This is a genomic window from Pseudomonas sp. ANT_J12, assembly GCF_008370045.1.
GTDB lineage: Bacteria > Pseudomonadota > Gammaproteobacteria > Pseudomonadales > Pseudomonadaceae > Aquipseudomonas.
In genome coordinates this window covers 199,462-220,028 of sequence record NZ_VOBN01000010.1, presented here as the reverse complement: position 1 = coordinate 220,028, position 20,567 = coordinate 199,462, and the positions used below count along the sequence as shown (strand labels likewise).

Here is a 20,567-nt window from a genome sequence, read left to right as displayed (position 1 = left end):
CGTCGTATCAGTCACGATCATCATCGACTGATACGACGCCTTCGCGGGCAAGCCTCGCTCCTACAGGGGTTGTGGTCGATGCATTGTTTGCCAATAGTCAGGGAAGATCATGAGTAAAAAGCTGCTGGACGAGACAAGCAAATTTCTCAGCTATGTATTGCGTCACGAACCCCAGGCCATCGGGCTGGAACTGGATGCCGACGGCTGGGCGGATATCGACACACTGATCAGCGGCGCGGCGCTCGATGGCAGAACGCTGGATCGGGACTTGATCCAGCAAGTCGTCGATAGCAGCGACAAGAAACGCTTTTCAATCTCCGAAGACGACCAACGCATTCGCGCCGTGCAAGGCCACTCGACCAAAACCGTCGACCTGCAATTCGAAGAGAAACGCCCTCCTGCCACGCTGTACCACGGCACCGCGACACGGTTCATGGCATCGATCAACGAGCAGGGATTGATTGCGGGATCGCGCCATCACGTGCACCTGTCCCAAGAGGTCGAAACCGCCAGCGCCGTAGGCCAGCGTTATGGGACCGTGGTGATTCTGAAGGTCGCTGCATTACAGATGCTGGAGCAAGGCTTCAAGTTCTATCAGGCTGAGAGTGGCGTCTGGCTGACAGAGCATGTACCGGTGAAATTCATCACACCGGTGTAGCCGCCGCACAAAAAAACGTAGGAGCGAGGCTTGCCCGCGAAAGCGGTTCGTCTGTCGATGATGATAGTGGCTGGCACGCCGCCTTCGCGGGCAAGCCTCGCTCCTACAGGTTGCGGGTCGCTTAAAGCTGTTTTTGATCGTTCCGACGCTCTGCGTAGGAACGATCAGTCGGGCTATGCTTAGGACTGCTTTTCGAACTTCAGGTCCCACACGCCATGCCCAAGACGTTCGCCGCGGCGTTCGAACTTGGTAATCGGGCGCTCGGTCGGGCGCGGGACGCATTTGCCGTCTTCGGCCAGGTTGCGGTAGCCCGGCGCGACGTTCATCACTTCCAGCATGTACTCGGCATACGGTTCCCAGTCGGTGGCCATGTGCAGAATGCCGCCGACTTTCAATTTGCTGCGCACCAGTTCAGCGAACGAGGCCTGGACGATGCGGCGCTTGTGGTGACGGCTCTTGTGCCACGGGTCCGGGAAAAACAGCATCAGACGGTCGAGGCTGTTGTCGGCGATGCATTGGTTGAGCACTTCGATCGCGTCGCAATCGTAGACCCGCAGGTTGGTCAGGCCCTGAGTCAGCACGCCATTGAGCAGCGCGCCGACACCCGGACGGTGAACTTCCACGCCAATGAAATCCTGTTCCGGCGAAGCCGCGGCCATTTCCAGCAGCGAATGGCCCATGCCGAAACCGATTTCTAGCGAGCGCGGGGCCGAGCGGCCGAACACCTGGTCGAAGTCCACCGGCGCATCGGCCAGCGGCAGGACGAACAGCGGCGTGCCCTGCTCCAGGCCTTTTTGCTGGCCTTCGGTCATGCGTCCGGCGCGCATCACGAAACTCTTGATGCGGCGGTGTTGGCGTTCTTCGCCTTCTTCCGGCTGGATAGGCGTGTCGTTCGATTCAGTCATCAATGGCTCTTACTTGATCAGACCATCCAGCGGCGAGGAGGCGCTGGCATAGAGTTTTTTCGGCATACGGCCGGCGAGGTAGGCCAGGCGACCGGCGACGATGGCGTGTTTCATGGCTTCGGCCATCATGATCGGCTGCTGGGCGTGGGCGATGGCCGAGTTCATCAGCACCGCTTCGCAACCCAGTTCCATGGCGATGGTGGCGTCGGAAGCGGTGCCAACACCGGCATCTACCAACACCGGAATCTTGGCTTCTTCAAGGATGATCTGCAGGTTGTACGGGTTGCAGATCCCCAGGCCCGTGCCGATCAGACCAGCCAGCGGCATCACCGCGATAACGCCGATTTCCGCCAGTTGACGGGCGATGATCGGGTCATCGCTGGTGTAGACCATCACGTCGAAGCCTTCCTTGACCAGCACTTCGGCGGCCTTGAGGGTTTCGATCACGTTGGGGAACAGGGTTTTCTGGTCGGCCAGCACTTCCAGCTTCACCAGGTTATGGCCGCCGAGCAGCTCACGGGCCAGGCGGCAGGTGCGCACAGCCTCGGTCGCGTCGAAGCAACCGGCGGTGTTCGGCAGGAAGGTATAGCGATCCGGCGACAGGACTTCGAGCAGGTTTGGCTCTCCCGGGTTCTGGCCCAGGTTGGTGCGACGCACGGCGAAGGTGACGATCTCGGCACCCGAGGCTTCGATGGCCAGGCGGGTTTCTTCCATGTCGCGGTACTTGCCGGTGCCTACCAGCAAACGCGACTGGTAAGTACGACCGGCCAGGACGAAGGGCTTGTCGCTACGAACGATGCTCATGGGAAATCCTCTGTAGGGGTGAGGTTCTTGCAGAATTCTGTGCCCTTGCGGGCCGGGCGACTAGCCGCCGCCGATGGCGTGCACGACTTCGACGCTGTCGCCGTCGTTCAACGTGGTGTCAGCGTGCTGGCTGCGCGGGACGATATCCAGATTGAGCTCAACCGCCACCCGGCGTCCGGTCAGTTCCAGACGGGTCAGCAGGGCCGCGACGGTTTCACCGTCGGGCAGTTCAAGGGATTCGCCGTTCAACTGAATGCGCATGCAAGAAGCCGCCATCATTTTTAGGGGCTGGCATTCTAGCCCGATCATGACCTAAAGGTCAGCACCAAGCGTCAAGCGGTCAGCGGCAAGCGCCACGCGGCGAGGCCCAGACACAGCCAACCAATCAGGAACGCCAGGCCTCCGAACGGTGTGATGATCCCCAGCTTGCTGACTCCGGTGATGGTCAGCAGGTACAAACTGCCGGAAAAAAGCAGGATGCCAATGGCAAAGGATGCGCCAGCCCAGGTGATCAAACGCCCCTGGATCTGCGTGGCCAGCAACGCGACGCCCAGCAACGCCAGGGTGTGCACCAGTTGGTAGGTGACGCCGGTATGGAAAATCGCCAGGTATTCCGGGGTCAGGCGGTTTTTCAGGCCATGGGCGGCGAACGCGCCAAGGGCCACGCCGGTGAAGCCGAAGAAAGCGGCCAGCATCAGAAAGCCACGCAGCATGAGAACTCCAGTCAGACTCGATCAACAGGGTCTGTATAATGGCCCGCTCAACGGGTTCGGCCAAGCCATCTCTATGCTGCGTTTATTTTTACGACGATTCACTAAGGCCCTGCTCTGGTTCGCTTGCGGCAGCGTGGTGCTGGTCCTGATTTTCCGCGTGGTGCCTCCACCGGGTACGGCGTTGATGGTCGAGCGCAAAGTCGAATCCTGGTTCGACGGCGAGCCCATCGACCTGCAACGCACCTGGAAACCCTGGGATGAAATCTCGGACGACCTGAAAGTCGCGGTGATTGCCGGCGAAGACCAGAAATTCCCGGAGCACTGGGGATTCGACTTCGGGGCGATCCAGGCAGCTCTGGCGCACAACGAACTCGGCGGCTCGATTCGTGGTGCCAGTACCTTGAGTCAGCAAGTGTCGAAAAACCTGTTTCTGTGGTCCGGCCGCAGCTGGCTGCGCAAAGGCCTGGAAGCGTGGTTTACCGGGCTGATTGAAGTGTTGTGGCCCAAACAGCGGATTCTTGAGGTTTACCTGAACAGCGTCGAGTGGGATGACGGGGTGTTTGGCGCGGAAGCGGCGGCCCGGCATCACTTTGGTGTCGGCGCCCGGTCATTGTCCCGGCAGCAGGCGAGTTTGCTGGCGGCGGTGTTGCCGAATCCACGGGTTTGGAGCGCGAGTCATCCGACTAATTATGTAGCGCGGCGTGCCGGGTGGATTCGCCAGCAGATGAGTCAGCTGGGGGGCGATAGTTATCTGCTGGGCCTCAACGATTCGCGACGCGCACCGTGGGCCCAATGAATTGACGCGATCCCTGTAGGAGCGAGGCAGGAATAGCGGACACCAACAAAAACGCCCCGATCATCACTGATCGGGGCGTTTTTTATTGCCGGTGCGCCGGTTAGGCGGCAATCGACAACTTGAGCTTGTTCATCGCGCTCTTCTCAAGCTGACGAATACGCTCGGCCGACACGTTGTACTTCTGCGCCAGGTCGTGCAGCGTGGCTTTTTCTTCTGCCAGCCAACGCTGGTAGAGGATGTCACGGCTGCGGTCGTCCAGCACTTCAAGCGCTTCGTGCAGGTTGTGGTTGGAGTTGTCGCTCCAGTCAGCATCTTCCAGTTGACGGGCCGGGTCGTACCGGTGGTCTTCCAGATAGTTGGCCGGCGACTGGAAAGCGCTGTCGTCGTCCGCTTCCGCGGCCGGGTCGAAGGCCATGTCGTGGCCCGTCAGGCGACTTTCCATCTCGCGCACTTCCCGCGGCTCTACGCCGAGGCTTTCCGCCACGCGGTGGACTTCTTCGTTGTTCAACCACGCCAGGCGTTTCTTCTGGCTGCGCAGGTTGAAGAACAGCTTGCGCTGGGCCTTGGTGGTCGCGACTTTCACAATGCGCCAGTTGCGCAGGATGAACTCGTGGATTTCCGCCTTGATCCAGTGCACAGCGAACGATACCAGGCGCACACCCATTTCCGGGTTGAAGCGCTTAACGGCCTTCATCAGGCCGACGTTGCCTTCCTGGATCAGGTCAGCCTGGGCCAGGCCGTAGCCGGAATAGCTACGGGCAATGTGTACGACAAAACGCAGGTGGGCGAGCACCATCTGCCGAGCCGCCCCCAAATCCTGCTCATAATAGAGACTCTCGGCCAGTTCACGCTCCTGCTCCGGCGTCAGCAATGGAATGCTGTTCACCGTGTGCACATAGGCCTCCAGGTTTGCGCCTGGGACCAGAGCATAAGCAGGTTGCAAAGAAGTGGTCATACGAAAAAACCTCCGTCTTACATAACTCGTGCAGTTCAGCACTGCGAAAATTGACCGGAAACCGTGGGACAAGTTCCCATAAAAACCGAAAGGTCAATACGCGCAAAAAGATACTACTTCGGCGCCAACTCCCTGAGATGACGTGCGACTGCAATCCATGCACCGATATAACCCAACAGCACCGCGCCAAGCAAGAGCGACAGACCATCGGCAACTGGCACTCCGGCCAGCGCAAAATTACTGCCGTACAAGCCGGCCAAACCAACCACCGCGTCGTTCAACCAGTTCAGGCCGAACGCCAATACGCCCCAGGAAAGAATCCCCGCACCGAAGCCATAAAGCGCGCCCATATACAGAAAGGGCCTGCGCACATAGCTGTCCGTGCCGCCGACGAGTTTAATCACTTCTATCTCTGTGCGGCGGTTTTCAATATGAAGACGAATGGTATTGCCTATCACCAAAAGTAATGCAGACACCAAAAGCACGGTCAGGCCGAAGACAAACCGGTCTCCGAGCTTGAGGATGGCGGCCAGACGCTCGACCCAGACTAGATCAAGTTGAGCCTGTTGTACCTTCGGCAGCTCGGAAAGTTTTTGTCTTAATGCTTCAAGCGTTGGCTTGTCGACTTCGTTCGGCGTCACCAGCACCACGCCCGGCAGCGGGTTTTCCGGCAGCTCCTTGAGCGCCTCGCCCAAACCGGACTGCTGCTGGAATTCCTCCAGTGCCTGGTCGCGACCGACATATTCCGCCTCCGCGACGCCGGGCATGCCTTTGATCTGCTCGCGCAACGACTCGCCCTGCTCTGGGCTGGCGTCGAGTTGCAAGTACAGGGAAATCTGCGCCGCACGCTGCCAGGAGCCACCGAGCCGCTCGACGTTATTCAGCAAAAGTGACAGCCCCATCGGCAAACTCAGGGCTACCGCCATCACCAGGCAGGTGAAAAAACTGCCGATCGGCTGTTTGCCCAACCGACGCAGGCTGTCCACCAGGCTGGCACGATGGCTTTCGATCCAGGCGCGCAGCAGCGTGGCGAAATCCGGGCCGTCGTCATCGTCGCGTTTTTTCTTTTGCGGTTGCGGATCGGCGGCCTTCGGGGCCACGCGCTCGGAAACCTTGGGGCTGCGTGTCGCACTCATACGCCGGCCTCCCCGTCGCCGATCAAGCGGCCGCGCTGCAGGGTCAGCATGCGGTGGCGCATACGGGCGATCAGCGCCAGGTCGTGGCTGGCGATAAGCACGCTGGTGCCCAGACGGTTGATGTCTTCAAACACGCCCATGATCTCGGCCGCCAGGCGCGGGTCGAGGTTACCGGTCGGTTCGTCCGCCAGCAGCAAGGCCGGGCGATGCACGATGGCGCGGGCAATGCCGACGCGCTGTTGCTGACCGGTGGACAAGTCACCGGGGTACAGATCGGTCTTGTCCGAGAGCGCCACACGCTCCAGGGCCGAATCCACCCGCTTGACGATTTCGGCCTTGGACAGGCCAAGAATCTGCAACGGCAGCGCGACGTTATTGAACACCGTGCGATCAAACAGCAACTGGTGGTTCTGGAACACCACGCCGATCTGCCGACGCAGGTAAGGAATCTGCGCGTTGCTGATGGTGCTCAGGTCTTGCCCGGCCAGCAGCAACTTGCCGGTGCTCGGGCGTTCCATCGCCAACAACAGCCGCAACAAGGTGCTTTTACCGGCGCCGGAATGGCCGGTGACAAACAAGAATTCGCCCCGACGGACTCGAAAGCTCAGCTCATGCAAGCCGACGTGACCGTTCGGGTAGCGTTTACCGACCTGTTCGAAACGAATCATGAACGCTCCCGCTCGGCAAACAATGCCTGGACAAAGGGTTCTGCTTCAAAGGTACGCAAATCATCGATGCCTTCACCGACACCGATGTAGCGGATGGGCAAGCCGAACTGCTTGGCCAGGGCAAAAATCACCCCACCCTTGGCGGTGCCGTCGAGCTTGGTCAGCGCCAGGCCCGTCAGTTGCACGGTCTGGTTGAACTGCTTGGCCTGGTTGATCGCGTTCTGGCCAGTGCCGGCGTCGAGCACCAGCAGCACCTCGTGGGGCGCGTCGGCGTCGAGCTTGCTGATTACCCGGCGCACCTTTTTCAACTCTTCCATCAGGTTGTCTTTGGTGTGCAGACGACCAGCGGTGTCGGCGATCAACACATCGATGCCACGGGCCTTGGCAGCCTGCACGGCGTCGAAGATCACCGAAGCCGAATCGGCGCCGGTGTGCTGGGCGATCACCGGGATCTTGTTGCGCTCACCCCAGACCTGCAATTGCTCCACCGCGGCGGCGCGGAAGGTGTCACCGGCGGCCAGCATGACTTTCTTGCCTTCCAGTTGCAGCTTCTTCGCCAGTTTGCCGATGGTGGTGGTCTTGCCGGCGCCGTTGACGCCGACGACCAGAATCACGAATGGCTTGTTCTGCGAGGTGATTTTCAGCGGCTGCTCGACTGGCTTGAGCATCGCCGCCAGTTCAGCTTGCAGGGATTTGTACAGCGCGTCGGCGTCGGCCAATTCTTTGCGCGCGACCTTCTGGGTCAGGCGCTGAATGATCACCGAGGTCGCCTCGACCCCCACGTCAGCGGTCAGCAGACGGGTTTCGATGTCTTCGAGCAGTTCGTCATCGATGGTCTTGCGGCCCAGGAACAGACTGGCCATGCCTTCGCCGATGCTGGCGCTGGTCTTGGACAGGCCTTGCTTGAGGCGGGCGAAGAAACCGGCTTTGGTTTCCTCGGCGCGCGGCGGCTCGGCCGGGGTTTCAACGAGGGCGACAGGTGCTTCGACAACGGGAGCGACAACCGGAACAGGCGCAAGCGCCTGGACAATTGGAGCGACAGGCGCTACGAAGGCCGGCGCTTCTGGATCTGGAACAACAACCGGTTCAGGTTCGGCCACGAAGACTGGCGCGACAACCGGCTCCATCACCGGCACATGAATCGGCTCAGGGGTAAACGCAATCGGCGCTGGAATAGGCGGAGCAATGTGCGGGGCCTGCTCATCCTCAACCAACGCCACCGGCTCTTCCGCGACCGGCAAGGTCAGCCAAGGCTCAGCGGCTGGCGTCAGCGGCGATTCGGCCACGACTTCAGGCTCGGTCTCAACCACCGGTTGCAATACCGGCTCGACATTCGGCAGAACAACCGGTGCCGGCTCTTCTTCTATTACCGGTGCGGGAACAGGCTCAGGAATGGATTGTGGCTGTTCGACGACGGTTTCCTGCGGCTTTTTGCGCAGCCATCCGAACAGGCCTTTCTTCTCGCCAGCCGCAGCTGGGGTCTTCTTGTCGTCGTTGGAACCAAACATGGAGGACGGCTATCTCACGGTAGCGACGCGCCAAAGGGCGCCCCGGCAAATAAATATTCGATGCAGAACAGACTGCGATTCACCCAGCTTGTTCACGCGCAACAATTTGTCGAGGTGCCAACGGCACCTCAAAGGTCGACTAATACGAAGGACTGGACCGGCATCGTCGGCGAAAACGCAGAGTTTAGCGGACAAACTCAAAGCTTCTGCCGAGAACCCAGACAACCTGCGCGCCGATAAAAGGCTCACAGGCGTGGCCGCCAGTAAAACGGATCAGTATCCTAGCACCCTCTCGCCCGCTGACGCTAAGAACAAGCGGGCAGCCCCAAAGGTTTAAAAACGTATGAATGCTCTAGCCCGCCGCGCTGCAGGCCTGCTGTTCAGCGCAGTTTGTCTGCCCCTCTCGGCCCTGGCTGCCGATCCGCAACCCACCCATGAATTCACCCTCGACAACGGCTTGAAGGTCGTCGTGCGCGAAGACCATCGGGCGCCGGTGGTGGTTTCCCAAGTCTGGTACAAGGTCGGCTCCAGCTACGAGACCCCGGGTCAGACCGGTTTGTCCCACGCCCTGGAGCACATGATGTTCAAGGGCAGCGAGAAAGTCGGCCCCGGCGAAGCGTCGCTGATCCTGCGCGATCTCGGCGCCGAAGAAAACGCCTTCACCAGCGACGACTTCACCGCCTATTACCAAGTGCTGGCCCGGGATCGCCTGGGCGTGGCCTTCGAACTCGAAGCCGACCGCATGGCCAACCTGAAACTCCCGGCCGACGAATTCAGCCGCGAAATCGAGGTTATTAAGGAAGAACGTCGCCTGCGCACCGACGACAAGCCGATGTCCAAGGCCTACGAACGCTTCAAGGCCATGGCTTACCCGGCCAGCGGCTATCACACGCCGACCATCGGCTGGATGGCTGACCTCGACCGCATGAAGGTCGAGGAACTGCGCCACTGGTACCAATCCTGGTACGTGCCGAACAACGCCACCCTCGTCGTGGTCGGCGACGTCACCCCGGATGAAGTCAAAACCCTGGCCCAGCGTTACTTCGGCCCGATTGCCAAGCGTGACGTGCCACCGGCGAAAATCCCGCTGGAACTGGCCGAGCCCGGTGAACGGCAGATCACCCTGCACGTGCAGACCCAACTGCCGAGCCTGATGCTGGCCTTCAACGTGCCGAGCATTGCCACCGCCGAAGACAAACGTTCGGTGAATGCCTTGCGCCTGATCTCGGCCCTGCTCGACGGCGGCTACAGCGGTCGGATTCCGACGCAACTGGAGCGCGGCGAAGAGCTGGTGTCCGGCGGTTCGTCGAGCTACGACGCCTACACCCGTGGCGACAGCCTGTTCACCCTGTCGGCCAGCCCGAACTCGCAAAAGAAGAAAACCATCGCCCAGGCGGAAGCCGGCCTGTGGAAGCTGCTCGAACAGTTGAAAACCACGGCGCCATCGGCTGAAGAGCTGGAGCGCGTGCGGGCCCAGGTGATTGCCGGCCTTGTCTACGAGCGGGATTCGATCACCAGCCAGGCCACCGCCATCGGCCAACTCGAAACCGTCGGCTTGTCGTGGAAACTGATGGACACCGAACTCGCCGACCTGGAAAGCGTCACCCCCGACGACATCCAGAAAGCCGCCAAGCTGTATTTCACCCGCGAACGTCTCAGCGTCGCCCATGTACTTCCACTGGAGACGACTCATGAGTGAGCGTAAAAAACCGCGCCTGGCGCTGATTGGCCTGATCCTCGTTGCACTGATCGGCTCGGCCACCGTCTACCTGTTGCGGCCCGACGAGTCCACGGCCAGCGAAGCCCTCGACAAGGCCAAGTCCAGCCAGAAGCTGCAATCTCTGGCCGAACTCGACGGCAAGGCCCCGAGCCACCGCAACATGGACGTGCAGACCTGGACCACCGCCGAAGGCGCCAAGGTGATGTTTGTCGAAGCCCGGGAGCTGCCGATGTTCGACATGCGCCTGATCTTCGCCGCCGGCAGCAGCCAGGACGGCAATGCGCCGGGCCTCGCGCTGCTGACCAATGCCATGCTCAACGAAGGCGTGGCCGGTAAAGATGTCGGCGCCATCGCCCAGGGTTTCGAAGGCCTGGGGGCAGACTTTGGCAACGGCGCCTACAAAGACATGGCCGTTGCTTCGCTGCGCAGTTTGAGCGCCGCCGACAAACGCGAGCCAGCCTTGAAGCTGTTTTCCGAAGTCATCGGCAAACCGACCTTCCCCGCCGACTCGTTCGCGCGGATCAAGAACCAGCTGCTCGCCGGTTTCGAATACCAGAAGCAGAACCCCGGCAAACTGGCCGGCCTTGAGCTGATGAAACGCTTGTACGGCGATCATCCTTACGCCAATTCCAGCGATGGCACGGCGAAATCCGTTCCGGCGATCACCCTGGCGCAGCTGCGGGCCTTCCACGAGAAAGCCTACGCCGCTGGCAACGTGGTGATTGCGCTGGTGGGCGACCTGTCCCGTGCCGAGGCCGAAGCGATTGCCGCGCAAGTCTCCAGCGCGCTGCCAAAAGGCCCGGCCCTGGCGAAGATCCCGCAACCGGTCGAACCCAAGGCCAGCATCGGCCACATCGAGTTCCCGTCCAAGCAGACCAACCTGATGCTCGCGCAACTGGGCATCGACCGCGATGACCCGGACTACGCGGCGCTGTCCATGGGCAACCAGATCCTCGGCGGCGGTGGCTTCGGCACCCGCTTGATGAGCGAAGTGCGCGAGAAGCGTGGCCTGGCTTACGGCGTCTACTCGGGCTTCACCCCGATGCAGGCCCGTGGCCCGTTCATGATCAACCTGCAGACCCGCGCCGAAATGAGCGAAGGCACTCTGAAACTGGTGCAGGACGTACTCGCCGACTACCTTAAAACCGGCCCGACCGAAAAAGAACTCGACGACGCCAAGCGCGAACTGGCCGGCAGCTTCCCGCTGTCCACCGCCAGCAACGCCGATATCGTCGGCCAGCTCGGCGCCATGGGTTTCTACAACCTGCCGCTGACCTACCTTGAGGACTTCATGCAGCAGTCCCAGAGCCTGACGGTCGAGCAGGTGAAAAACGCACTGAACAAACACCTGAGCACGGACAAAATGGTCATCGTCAGCGCTGGCCCGACCGTGCCGCAAAAGCCGTTACCGGCCCCATCTGATAAACCCGCCGAGCAGCCGCTCGGGGTTCCGGAGCATTAATGGCCACTCGTCCTAAAAAACCTGTTCACAACGTGCACAACGGCGTGAACCAACTGCGCATCATCGGCGGCGAATGGGGCAGCCGGAAGTTGAGTTTCCCTGACGCCCCGGGCCTGCGTCCGACCCCGGACCGGGTGCGTGAAACCCTGTTCAACTGGCTGGCGCCGTATATCGCCGGGGCCAAGGTGCTGGACCCGTTCGCGGGTAGCGGCGCGCTGTTTCTCGAAGCCCTGTCCCGCGGCGCCGCCATGGGCCAGGCGCTGGACGCGAGCAATATCGCGGTGTCCAGCATCAAGGAACACCTGGGCACCCTGCGCTGCACCACCGGCCAGGTCCAGACCGCCGATGCCTTGCGCTACCTGGAAATCCAGCCAGCGACCGCCTACGACGTGGTGTTCCTCGACCCGCCGTTCAACCAGAACCTGTTGCCGGGCGTGTGCGCCTTGCTCGAAGAGCGGCAGTGGCTGGCCGATGACGCCTGGGTCTATACCGAAAGCGAGAACGCACCGTCGGTGCTGGGTTTGCCGGGTAACTGGCGCCTGCACCGGGAGCAGAAGTCCGGGCGCGTTTACTACGCGCTGTGGCAGCGCAGCCCGCTGGCGAACTGAGCCGCCATCCCTGAAACACCCCGGCCCGTGCGGTAGATAATTACCGCCAGGCGCCGCGTCCGATTCGCCACAGTGGTTTACGCATGTTTCGTAAACCACTGAGGATGAACACGGATGAACGTCGCTCGCAGCAGGATGCTGCTCTTTTCCTGGCTATTGCCCTTCTCGGCATTGGCCGAACCCGCACAACCCACCCACGAATTCACGCTCGGCAACGGCCTCAAGGTCCTGGTGCGCGAAGACCACCGCGCGCCGGTGGTAACCGCACAACTCTGGTTTCGCGTCGGCTCCAGCGATGAACCGCCGGGAAAGTCCGGCCTGTCCCACGCCCTGGAACACATGCTGTTCAAGGGCAGCAGCAAGACCTGCACCGGCGAGGCCACGGCCATCCTGGACAACCTGGGCGCGAACCATAACGCCTTTACCGACCAGGACGTGACCACTTATCACCAGACCTTGCAGCCCCACCAACTGGGCGTCGCGTTCGAACTGATGGCCGACATGATGTCCACGGCGACCCTGCGCGCCGAGGATTTCATCCCCGAACGGGCGGTCATCCAGGAAGAGCGCCGGCTGCGCACCGATGACAATCCGGACGAGATCGCCCATGAGCGCCTCACCCGTATCGCCTACCCCGCCAGCAGCTCTGGTGCACCAGTCATCGGCTGGATGCACGACATCCAACGCCTGACCGCCGACGACCTGCGCCATTGGTATCAAACCCGCTACGCCCCCGGCAACGCGACGCTGGTGCTGGTCGGCGATGTCACGCTGGAGACGATCAAACCCTTGGCCGAGCGCTACTTCGGTGTCGTCCCGGCCAAGCCGTTCATTGCCCCGACAACCTCCCTGGAACTGGCCGAACCCGGCGAGCGAACCATCACCCTGCACCAAGCCATTGCTGCGCCTCGGCTGATCATGTCGTTCAACGTCCCGAGCCTGGTCACGGCTGAAAACCGCCGTTCGGTACATGCCTTGCGGCTGCTCAACATCTTGCTGGGCGATTCCCCCAGCGCACGCCTGCCCAAACGCCTGCAACTCACCGACCGGCTGTTTTCCAGCGCGACCTCCCATTACAACGCCCTGTATCGCGGCGACAGCCTTTTGACCCTCACTGCCCAACTCAACCCCCATCGCACCGAAAGCCTCGATCAGGCACAGGCACGCATCTGGGCGCTGCTGGAGGAATTGAAGACCACCCCGCCCGCCCCCGCCGAACTGGAACGCGCCCGCACCCAACTGATCGCCCGGCAGGTTTACGACCGCGACGCCATCGAAAGCCAGGCGTCCCTCCTGGGTACATTTGAGAGCGTCGGTCTTCCCTGGCAACTGACGGAACAGGACACCCACGAACTGAATCAGGTCACCCCCGCCGACATCCAGCACGCCGCCATCACCTACCTGACCCGCCAACGCCTGAGTTCGGCCCATGTCCACGTGGAGAAACCCCATGAATAAGCTCACTTGCGTGACCCTATGGCTGCTGATCAGTGGCCTGCAAGGTTGCCTGGCCCTGGCCGACAGCGAGCCCCCGCGCCTGCAATCCCTGGCCGAGCTGGACGAAACGGCCAGCGCCAAACGCGCCCTGGAAATCCGCGGCTGGAAGTCACCGGTTGGCGGCAAGGTGCTGTTTGTCCACACCCCGGAACTGCCGATGTTCGACCTGCATGTGAGCTTCCCCGCCGGCAGCGCGCGGGACGGTGAACATCCGGGGCTGGCGGCCGCGACGTTCAGCCTGCTGAACGAGGGTGTGTCGGGCAAGGACCTGGCCGCGATTACCGAAACCTTTGACGGGCTCGGCGCCCGATTTGCCATGAACATCGATCAGGATCAGGTCTCGTTGTCCTTGCGCAGCCTGACCGCCAAGGACAAAAGCGCCCCCGCGCTGGCGCTGTTCACCCAGATCCTTGGCCAACCCTTGTTGGCCGAAGAAGCGCTGATCCACGTCAAGAAACAACTCGTCGAGCTGATCCAGGCCGGGCCGCAGAACCCCGAATCGCAGACCGCCCAAGCCATGAATGATTTGCTGATGGCGGGTCACCCCTATGCCAGGCCAGTCCTGGGCACCGAACCCGGCGTGGCCGCACTCTCGCGGGAGCAGATACGGGCGTTCCATCGGCAGGCCTACACCGGCTCCAACGCACGGATCACCCTGGTCGGCGACCTGACGCTGGAGCAAGCCCAGGCCATCAGCCTGCATGTGTTCAACAGGCTACCGGCCGGTGCCGAATTAGCCCCCGTGCCGCCAGTTCCCCGCCGACAAGGCGACGCACCGTCACGGCATATCGAGCGAGCGGCGAGCCAGACACAGATCATGCTCGGCCAACCAAGCGTGCCGCGCCTGCATCCTGATTACGTGGCATTGACAGTGGGTCATACGATTTTCGGCGGCCAGAAACTGACCTCTCGCTTGATGACCGAGCTACGGGAAAAACGCGGGGTGACCTACGGCGTACACCTGAAGACCACGCCCTGGCAGGGCGGCGGCAGCGCCATCATCAGCCTGCAGACCAGCCCGCAGTTCAGTGAGGGCGTGGTGAACAAGGTGCAGTCGATGTATCGCGAGTTTTTGCAAACCGGTCCGACCCAACAGGAACTCGATGACACCCTGCGCCAGCTGCGCAGCCACTCCGCGCTGAACAGTTCGAGCAACGCACAGATCCTGAAGCGACTGGTCGCGATCAACCACTACAACTTGCCCCTGGACCTGGACTTCACCATTGAGCAGGCCCAAGGGTTGACGACCGAGCACATCAAAACGGCGTTGAACCGGCATTTTGACCCGGACCAATGGTCGGTGGTGACCGTCGGCCCGACGGTGGAACAGCAGCCATTGCCCTTGCCGATCAGCGGGGCCACCCAGAGCATGTGTCGCGCCGAGCCGGGGATTGTGGCAAGTTAGATTCTTTGGACATCGGTGGCAGGCTCCAGCCCTGCCGCCGATTGTTTTACCTTGCAGAGAACCACCGTGCTCAAGCCCAGCGAACGCTTCACCCCGGCCTTCGGCCTCGGCAACCCGCACTTGCAAACCTTGTGGGGGCCGCTATGGCGCAAAACCACCCATATCCAACGTGACCGTGAACGCCTGTGGCTCGACGATGGCGACTTCCTCGACCTCGACTGGCACGGCCCGCACACCGTCGATGCGCCGTTGGTGCTGGTGCTGCACGGGCTGACCGGCTCGTCGAACTCGCCTTATGTCGCCGGCCTGCAAAAAGTCCTCGGGGATCAAGGTTGGGCCAGCGTTGCGCTGAACTGGCGCGGCTGCTCGGGGGAGCCGAATCTGTTGCCCCGCAGCTATCACTCTGGCGCCAGCGAAGACCTGGCCGAAGCCATCAAACACCTGAAAGCCAAACGCCCGCTCGCGCCGTTGTACGCGGTCGGCTATTCCCTGGGCGGCAACGTGTTGCTCAAGCACTTGGGCGAAACCGGCAGCGACAGCGGTGTGCTCGGCGCGGTGGCGGTGTCGGTGCCGTTTCGTCTCGACCAGTGCGCGGACCGGATCGGCAAAGGTTTTTCCAAGGTTTACCAGGCGCATTTCATGCGCGAGATGGTCGCCTACATCAAGAACAAGCAACGGCAGTTCCAGCATGACGGGCGCGAGGATGGCCTCGCGGCATTGGCGGCACTGGGTTCGCTGGAGAACATGCGCACCTTCTGGGATTTCGATGGCCGGGTCACGGCGCCGCTGAATGGTTTTGTCGACGCCGAGGATTACTATCGCCGCGCGTCGAGTCGTTATTTCCTCGGGGAAATTCGTACGCCGACCTTGATCATCCAGGCCGCCGACGATCCGTTCGTCTTTCCCCACAGTCTGCCCGATGCCAGCGAGTTGTCCGCCAGCACCCAGTTCGAATTGCAGGCCAAGGGCGGGCATGTCGGTTTCGTTGACGGCTCGTTCCGGCAGCCGAGTTATTACCTGGAACGCCGCATCCCCCGCTGGCTGGCCAGCCCAGGTCGCGAGTAAGTCATGGACGTCGATCAGGGCGAGTCGATCCACTTCTGGCAAACAGCGCCGCTGGCCGGGGTCGAGCTGTTGTCGGCGCGCTACATCGAACACCGCTTCGCGCCCCATGTGCACGACGGCTATGTGATCGGCATGATCATGGCCGGCGCCCAGCGTTACCGTTATCGCGGCGCCGAACACCTGGCGGGCAGCGGCACGCTGGTGTTGATCAATCCGGATGAACTGCACACCGGCCATAAAGGCACGGAGGACGGCTGGTTGTACCGGGCGTTTTACCCCGACAGCGGGCAGATCCTGTCGCTGCTGGCCGAACTGGAATTGCCGACCAATGAGTTGCCGGCGTTTGGCGCCACGCTGTATCGCGACCCGGATCTGGTGAAGGGCTTCTGTCAGTTGCATCGTCTGCTGGAGAGCCCGTCCACCGCGCTGCAACAGCAAACGGTGTGGCGGGAAATGATGCTGTCGCTGCTGCAACGCCACGCCGCCGTGCCGATTGCCGGCAAACCCGGCAAGGAACACCGGGCGGTGACCCTGGCCAAGGACTTGTTGCACTCGCAACTGGCGGCGCCGCCGTCGCTGGAAGAACTGGCCAGCGCGGTGAACCTGTCGCCCTTCCACTTCGCCCGGGTATTCCGCCGCGCCACCGGCATGCCGCCGCACACCTGGCTGATGCAGCAACGTATTGCGCGGGCGCGGGCGTTGTTACAGGGTGGTTGCCTGCCGCTGGAAGTTGCGACCCAACTGGGGTTTGCCGACCAGAGTCACTTGAGCCGGCAGTTCAAGCAGGTTTACGGGGTTGGGCCGGGGGCGTATCGCAGTGCGCGAACACCCCTCAGGAATTAAGACAGGTCCAAGGGCTACGGGGTTATTCGCCGGTAGCGATGCCCCGCGCCGGCTCATTGATCCACTCGCTCCAAGACCCGGCATACAACGCCGCCAACGGATAACCCGCCAGGCACAACGCAAACAGGTTGTGGCACGCCGTCACGCCGGAGCCGCAATACGCCACCAACTCCGTCGGCGAGCGATCACCGAGTTTCGCGGCAAAGCGTTGCTTGAGCTGGTCCGCTGGCAGGAAACGCCCGTCACTGCTCAGGTTGTCGGTGAACGCCGCGCATTGCGCGCCGGGGATGTGCCCGGCGATCGGGTCGATCGGTTCCACTTCGCCCTTGAAGCGTGGCAAAGCCCGGGCGTCGAGCAGGGTCAGCGCAGGTTGGCCTAGACGTTGCTGGAGTTGTTCGGCGCTGAGCAGCAACGAAGCATCCGGCTTGCCGCTGAAGGTGCCACGGATAACGGAAGGCGCATCGAGACTCAACGGCAGCCCCGCCGCGTGCCAGGCCTTGAGCCCGCCATCGAGGATAAACACGCCGTCACGCTTGCCCAGCCAGGCCAGCAACCACCAGGCCCGCGCCGCGAAGGCACCGGGACCGTCATCGTATAAAACCACTTCGCTGTCGGCGTTGATGCCCCAGGCTTGCAGGCGTTCGATCAAGGCTTCAGGTTCCGGCAGCGGATGACGCCCGGTGACGCCCTTCACCACTGGCCCGCTCAGATCACGCTCAAGATCGGCAAAGCGCGCCCCGGCGATATGCCCTTCCGAGTAGCTGCGCTGACCGTAGTCCGGGTCTTCGAGGGCAAAACGACAATCCAGAATCACCAGCCCCGGCGGCTCCTTTTTCAGGTCCAACGCTTGCGGGCTGATCAGTTGCGCAATGGGCATAACGGGCTCCTGTGCTTAAGTCGGTGTCTGATCCTACTGCACTTCTTCCAGGGCTTGGGCCAACGGCACGTAAAACTCTTCGAACAGGGCATTCACCTCGCCGCGCGCCTGCTCGGTGACAAACCCCGCTTCCAGCACCAGCACCTGGTACACGCCGCGCTTGATCGCCTGTTCGCTCAGGTGATTGGAGTTTTCCCGCGTGGTGCACAGGAAACGCACCCAGGACGTGAGAATGATCCAGGCATTGATGGTCAGGGATTCGATCTGCACGCGATCCATGTTGAGGATGCCGGCCTCGACGAAGCCGACGTAGATGGCGGTGCCCTGAATCACGCAGCGCTGTGAAAAGCGTCGGTAACGGGCAGCCAGGTCCGGGTCGCTTTCCAGCAAGTGCTCGAGGTCGCGGTGCAGGAAGCGGTAGCGCCACATCGCCGACAGCAGCTCCTTGAGGTAGTAGCGCTTGTCTTCGACCGTGGCGGCGCGGCCCTGGGGTGGGCGCAGGAAGCTGTCCACCAGGGTTTCGTACTCACTGAACAACACGGCGATGATCGCCTGCTTGTTGGGGAAGTGGTAGTACAGGTTGCCCGGGGAAATTTCCATGTGGGCTGCAATGTGGTTGGTGCTGATGCTGCGCTCACCCTGCTGATTGAACAGTTCCAGGCTGTTCTGCACGATGCGCTCGCTGGTTTTGATCCTGGGGGCCATGGCTTGAGCTTTAATTCAGAGTGCGGTGACGGAGCATCTTACGGCCTATCCGGTGGTGGATAAAACCATGCTGCATCAGGAAGTCATTTGACTTTCTAGAGCATAGACTCTAAAAAGTTCCTCATTACAATAAATCCGGAGCCGACGATGACTGCCGACATTGCCTACCTGCAGAACCTACAGCAGCCTTTGGATGAGCTCCAGACTTTGTTCAATGCGCAGCGCGCCGCTTACGCCGCCAACCCGATGCCAACCGCCGGTCAGCGCCAGCAATGGCTCAAGGCATTGCGCGATCTCTTGAGCCATGAACGCCAAGCCCTGATCGATGCGATCAGCCAGGATTTCAGCCACCGCAGCGCCGATGAAACCCTGCTCGCCGAGCTGATGCCCAGCCTGCACGGCATCCATTACGCCAGCCAGCACCTCAAAGGCTGGATGAAACCGTCGCGGCGCAAGGTCGGCATCGCCTTTCAACCCGCTTCAGCCAAAGTCGTTTACCAGCCATTGGGCGTGGTCGGCGTGATCGTGCCCTGGAACTACCCGCTGTACCTGGCCATCGGCCCGCTGGTGGGAGCGTTGGCGGCGGGTAATCGGGTGATGCTCAAACTCAGCGAGTCCACGCCCGCCACGGGCTTGCTGCTCAAGGCATTGCTCGCACGGATCTTTCCGACAGATCTGGTCTGCGTGGTACTGGGCGAGGCGGATATCGGCGTCGCGTTCTCCCGTCTGCGTTTCGATCATTTGCTGTTTACCGGCGCCACCAGCATCGGCAAACACGTGATGCGCGCGGCAGCGGAGAACCTGACCCCGGTGACCCTCGAACTGGGCGGCAAGTCCCCGGCCATCGTCTCCCGGGACGTGCCGCTCAAGGACGCCGCCGAGCGCATCGCCTTCGGCAAGACCCTCAACGCCGGGCAAACCTGCGTGGCCCCGGACTACGTGCTGGTACCGGAAGACCGCGTCGGCTCCTTCGTCGAAGCTTATCGCCAGGCGGTTCGCGGGTTTTATCCGACCCTGGCTGACAACCCGGACTACACCGCGATCATCAATGACCGACAACTGGCGCGGCTTAACGGCTACCTCAGCGACGCGACCAGCAAGGGTGCGCTGCTGATTCCGCTGTTTGACCAGGGCCAGGGCCGGCGCATGGGCCATAGCCTGCTGCTCAATGTCAGCGACGACATGACAGTAATGCAGGATGAAATCTTCGGCCCGGTGCTGCCGATCGTGCCGTACAGCGATCTGGACCAGGCGTTTGCCTACATCAATCAACGGCCTCGTCCGCTGGCGCTGTACTACTTCGGCTACGACAAGCGCGAGCAAAACCGCGTGCTCCACGAGACCCATTCCGGCGGCGTTTGCCTCAACGACACGCTGTTGCACGTAGCCCAGGACGACATGCCGTTCGGCGGCATCGGTGCCTCGGGCATGGGCCATTACCACGGCCACGAAGGTTTCCTGACCTTCAGCAAGGCCAAGGGCGTGCTGATCAAACAGCGGCTCAACGCGGCGAAGCTGATTTACCCGCCGTACGGCAAAGCCATCCAGAAACTGATTCAGAAGCTGTTTATCCGCTAACAATCATCGCCGCCGGGTAATAACAATAATGAACCCAAGCCTGTCCGCTACACCCGCGCTGTCACGGCGCGGCCTGCTGAAATTCAGTCTGGGCGCCAGCGTCTTCCTCGCCACGGCGGGATTGGGCGCCAGCCTCAGCGGTTGCTCCTCCAATGTTTCCGCTGACGGTTTCGCGATTCTGCGCAGCGGCGACCTGCTGTTTTTGCGCGCGCTGATCCCGGTGATGCTCGACGGCGCCGTGGTCAGCGCAAACATGCCGGCCGCCGTCGATGGCACCCTGAAAACCCTGGATAACGGCCTCAATCACCTGTCGCCGGAAATGCTCAAACTGACCCGGCAATTATTCGATGTGCTCGGCATGGCCGTGACCCGTGGGCCGCTGACCGGAATCTGGGGCAGTTGGGAAAATGCTTCCGCCGATGAGATCCGGCATTTCCTTGATCGTTGGGAAAACAGTTCGTTGAGCTTGCTGCGCATGGGGCATAGCTCGTTGCTGCAACTGGTGATGATGGCGTGGTACAGCCGGGAGGAGTCCTGGGCGCATTGCGGTTATCCCGGGCCGCCTACCGTTTAAGACCGTGTCTCGCCCTTCGCGGGCAAGCTTCGCTCCTACAGGGTGTGAGTCGTTCACAAATGGGTGGTCCACCTCAAATCCTGTAGGAGC

General features: G+C 61.7%; 21 protein-coding genes. 11 read left to right on the top strand and 10 right to left on the bottom strand.

The features are described from left to right. The first annotated feature begins 109 nt into the window (after positions 1 to 109). Positions 110 to 658, top strand: coding sequence for an RNA 2'-phosphotransferase (locus FQ192_RS21445; protein ID WP_149660324.1), 549 nt, complete (start codon positions 110 to 112; stop codon positions 656 to 658). 179 nt (positions 659 to 837) lie between these two features. Here FQ192_RS21445 and trmB read toward each other — a convergent pair whose 3' ends face one another. The 4 genes from trmB to FQ192_RS21425 form a co-directional block, all read right to left on the bottom strand. Next, positions 838 to 1,563 (bottom strand): tRNA (guanosine(46)-N7)-methyltransferase TrmB, encoded by a 726-nt coding sequence (gene trmB, locus FQ192_RS21440; protein ID WP_149660323.1) that lies wholly within the window; start codon positions 1,561 to 1,563, stop codon positions 838 to 840. Between the two features lie 9 nt (positions 1,564 to 1,572). Then, entirely contained in the window at positions 1,573 to 2,367 is a 795-nt protein-coding gene (locus FQ192_RS21435; RefSeq protein WP_008068101.1) for a thiazole synthase, read from the bottom strand. A 60-nt stretch (positions 2,368 to 2,427) separates the two neighbouring features. Then, a complete protein-coding gene (gene thiS, locus FQ192_RS21430; RefSeq protein WP_008026157.1) occupies positions 2,428 to 2,628 on the bottom strand; it encodes a sulfur carrier protein ThiS in 201 nt (66 codons plus the stop codon). Positions 2,629 to 2,699: 71 nt separating this feature from the next. Further along, entirely contained in the window at positions 2,700 to 3,080 is a 381-nt protein-coding gene (locus FQ192_RS21425) for a DUF423 domain-containing protein (RefSeq protein WP_149660322.1), read from the bottom strand. A 73-nt stretch (positions 3,081 to 3,153) separates the two neighbouring features. On the opposite strand from FQ192_RS21425, the gene mtgA reads away from it, so the two are divergent. After that, positions 3,154 to 3,876 carry a monofunctional biosynthetic peptidoglycan transglycosylase gene (mtgA, locus tag FQ192_RS21420; RefSeq protein WP_149660321.1) on the top strand — a complete coding sequence of 241 codons (723 nt, stop codon included), beginning with the start codon at positions 3,154 to 3,156 and terminating at the stop codon, positions 3,874 to 3,876. Positions 3,877 to 3,976: 100 nt separating this feature from the next. Here the strand turns inward: mtgA and rpoH are convergent, their stop codons facing one another. The 4 genes from rpoH to ftsY all read right to left on the bottom strand — a co-directional run bounded on the left by rpoH (position 3,977) and on the right by ftsY (position 8,143). Further along, positions 3,977 to 4,831: an RNA polymerase sigma factor RpoH gene (gene rpoH / locus FQ192_RS21415; RefSeq protein WP_003176698.1), complete on the bottom strand. Its 855-nt coding sequence runs from the start codon at positions 4,829 to 4,831 to the stop codon at positions 3,977 to 3,979. 113 nt (positions 4,832 to 4,944) lie between these two features. Then, complete coding sequence (ftsX, locus tag FQ192_RS21410; protein WP_149660320.1) at positions 4,945 to 5,967, bottom strand: permease-like cell division protein FtsX; 1,023 nt, start codon at positions 5,965 to 5,967, stop codon at positions 4,945 to 4,947. Further along, positions 5,964 to 6,635: a cell division ATP-binding protein FtsE gene (gene ftsE / locus FQ192_RS21405; RefSeq protein WP_025215982.1), complete on the bottom strand. Its 672-nt coding sequence runs from the start codon at positions 6,633 to 6,635 to the stop codon at positions 5,964 to 5,966. The genes ftsX and ftsE overlap by 4 nt, the downstream gene beginning before the upstream one ends. Then, the gene (gene ftsY / locus FQ192_RS21400; protein WP_149660319.1) at positions 6,632 to 8,143 is read right to left on the bottom strand and encodes a signal recognition particle-docking protein FtsY; all 1,512 of its coding nucleotides are present in this window, start codon (positions 8,141 to 8,143) and stop codon (positions 6,632 to 6,634) included. The genes ftsE and ftsY overlap by 4 nt, the downstream gene beginning before the upstream one ends. A gap of 343 nt (positions 8,144 to 8,486) precedes the next feature. Between ftsY and FQ192_RS21390 the strand changes: the two genes are divergently transcribed. The 7 genes from FQ192_RS21390 to FQ192_RS21360 all read left to right on the top strand — a co-directional run bounded on the left by FQ192_RS21390 (position 8,487) and on the right by FQ192_RS21360 (position 16,743). Then, complete coding sequence (locus tag FQ192_RS21390; protein ID WP_149660318.1) at positions 8,487 to 9,842, top strand: pitrilysin family protein; 1,356 nt, start codon at positions 8,487 to 8,489, stop codon at positions 9,840 to 9,842. After that, complete coding sequence (locus FQ192_RS21385) at positions 9,835 to 11,325, top strand: pitrilysin family protein (RefSeq protein ID WP_149660317.1); 1,491 nt, start codon at positions 9,835 to 9,837, stop codon at positions 11,323 to 11,325. The genes FQ192_RS21390 and FQ192_RS21385 overlap by 8 nt, the downstream gene beginning before the upstream one ends. After that, a complete protein-coding gene (gene rsmD / locus FQ192_RS21380; RefSeq protein ID WP_149660316.1) occupies positions 11,325 to 11,933 on the top strand; it encodes a 16S rRNA (guanine(966)-N(2))-methyltransferase RsmD in 609 nt (202 codons plus the stop codon). The genes FQ192_RS21385 and rsmD overlap by 1 nt, the downstream gene beginning before the upstream one ends. A 114-nt stretch (positions 11,934 to 12,047) precedes the next feature. Then, a complete protein-coding gene (locus FQ192_RS21375) occupies positions 12,048 to 13,391 on the top strand; it encodes a pitrilysin family protein (protein WP_149660315.1) in 1,344 nt (447 codons plus the stop codon). Beyond that, positions 13,384 to 14,835: a pitrilysin family protein gene (locus tag FQ192_RS21370; protein WP_149660314.1), complete on the top strand. Its 1,452-nt coding sequence runs from the start codon at positions 13,384 to 13,386 to the stop codon at positions 14,833 to 14,835. The genes FQ192_RS21375 and FQ192_RS21370 overlap by 8 nt, the downstream gene beginning before the upstream one ends. 66 nt (positions 14,836 to 14,901) lie before the next feature. After that, positions 14,902 to 15,900: a hydrolase gene (locus FQ192_RS21365; protein WP_149660313.1), complete on the top strand. Its 999-nt coding sequence runs from the start codon at positions 14,902 to 14,904 to the stop codon at positions 15,898 to 15,900. Between the two features lie 3 nt (positions 15,901 to 15,903). After that, entirely contained in the window at positions 15,904 to 16,743 is an 840-nt protein-coding gene (locus FQ192_RS21360) for an AraC family transcriptional regulator (RefSeq protein WP_149660312.1), read from the top strand. 22 nt (positions 16,744 to 16,765) lie between these two features. On the opposite strand, the gene FQ192_RS21355 is transcribed toward FQ192_RS21360, so the two are convergent. Beyond that, positions 16,766 to 17,620, bottom strand: a complete 855-nt coding sequence (locus FQ192_RS21355) for a sulfurtransferase (RefSeq protein ID WP_149660311.1) — start codon at positions 17,618 to 17,620, stop codon at positions 16,766 to 16,768. A 33-nt stretch (positions 17,621 to 17,653) separates the two neighbouring features. Next, positions 17,654 to 18,325 carry a TetR/AcrR family transcriptional regulator gene (locus FQ192_RS21350; protein WP_133835569.1) on the bottom strand — a complete coding sequence of 224 codons (672 nt, stop codon included), beginning with the start codon at positions 18,323 to 18,325 and terminating at the stop codon, positions 17,654 to 17,656. A gap of 147 nt (positions 18,326 to 18,472) precedes the next feature. Here FQ192_RS21350 and FQ192_RS21345 point away from each other — a divergent pair, with 147 nt between their 5' ends. Both FQ192_RS21345 and FQ192_RS21340 read left to right on the top strand, forming a co-directional pair. Continuing rightward, a complete protein-coding gene (locus FQ192_RS21345; protein WP_149660310.1) occupies positions 18,473 to 19,903 on the top strand; it encodes a coniferyl aldehyde dehydrogenase in 1,431 nt (476 codons plus the stop codon). 28 nt (positions 19,904 to 19,931) lie between these two features. Then, a complete protein-coding gene (locus FQ192_RS21340; protein ID WP_149660309.1) occupies positions 19,932 to 20,477 on the top strand; it encodes a twin-arginine translocation pathway signal protein in 546 nt (181 codons plus the stop codon). Positions 20,478 to 20,567 lie beyond the last annotated feature (90 nt).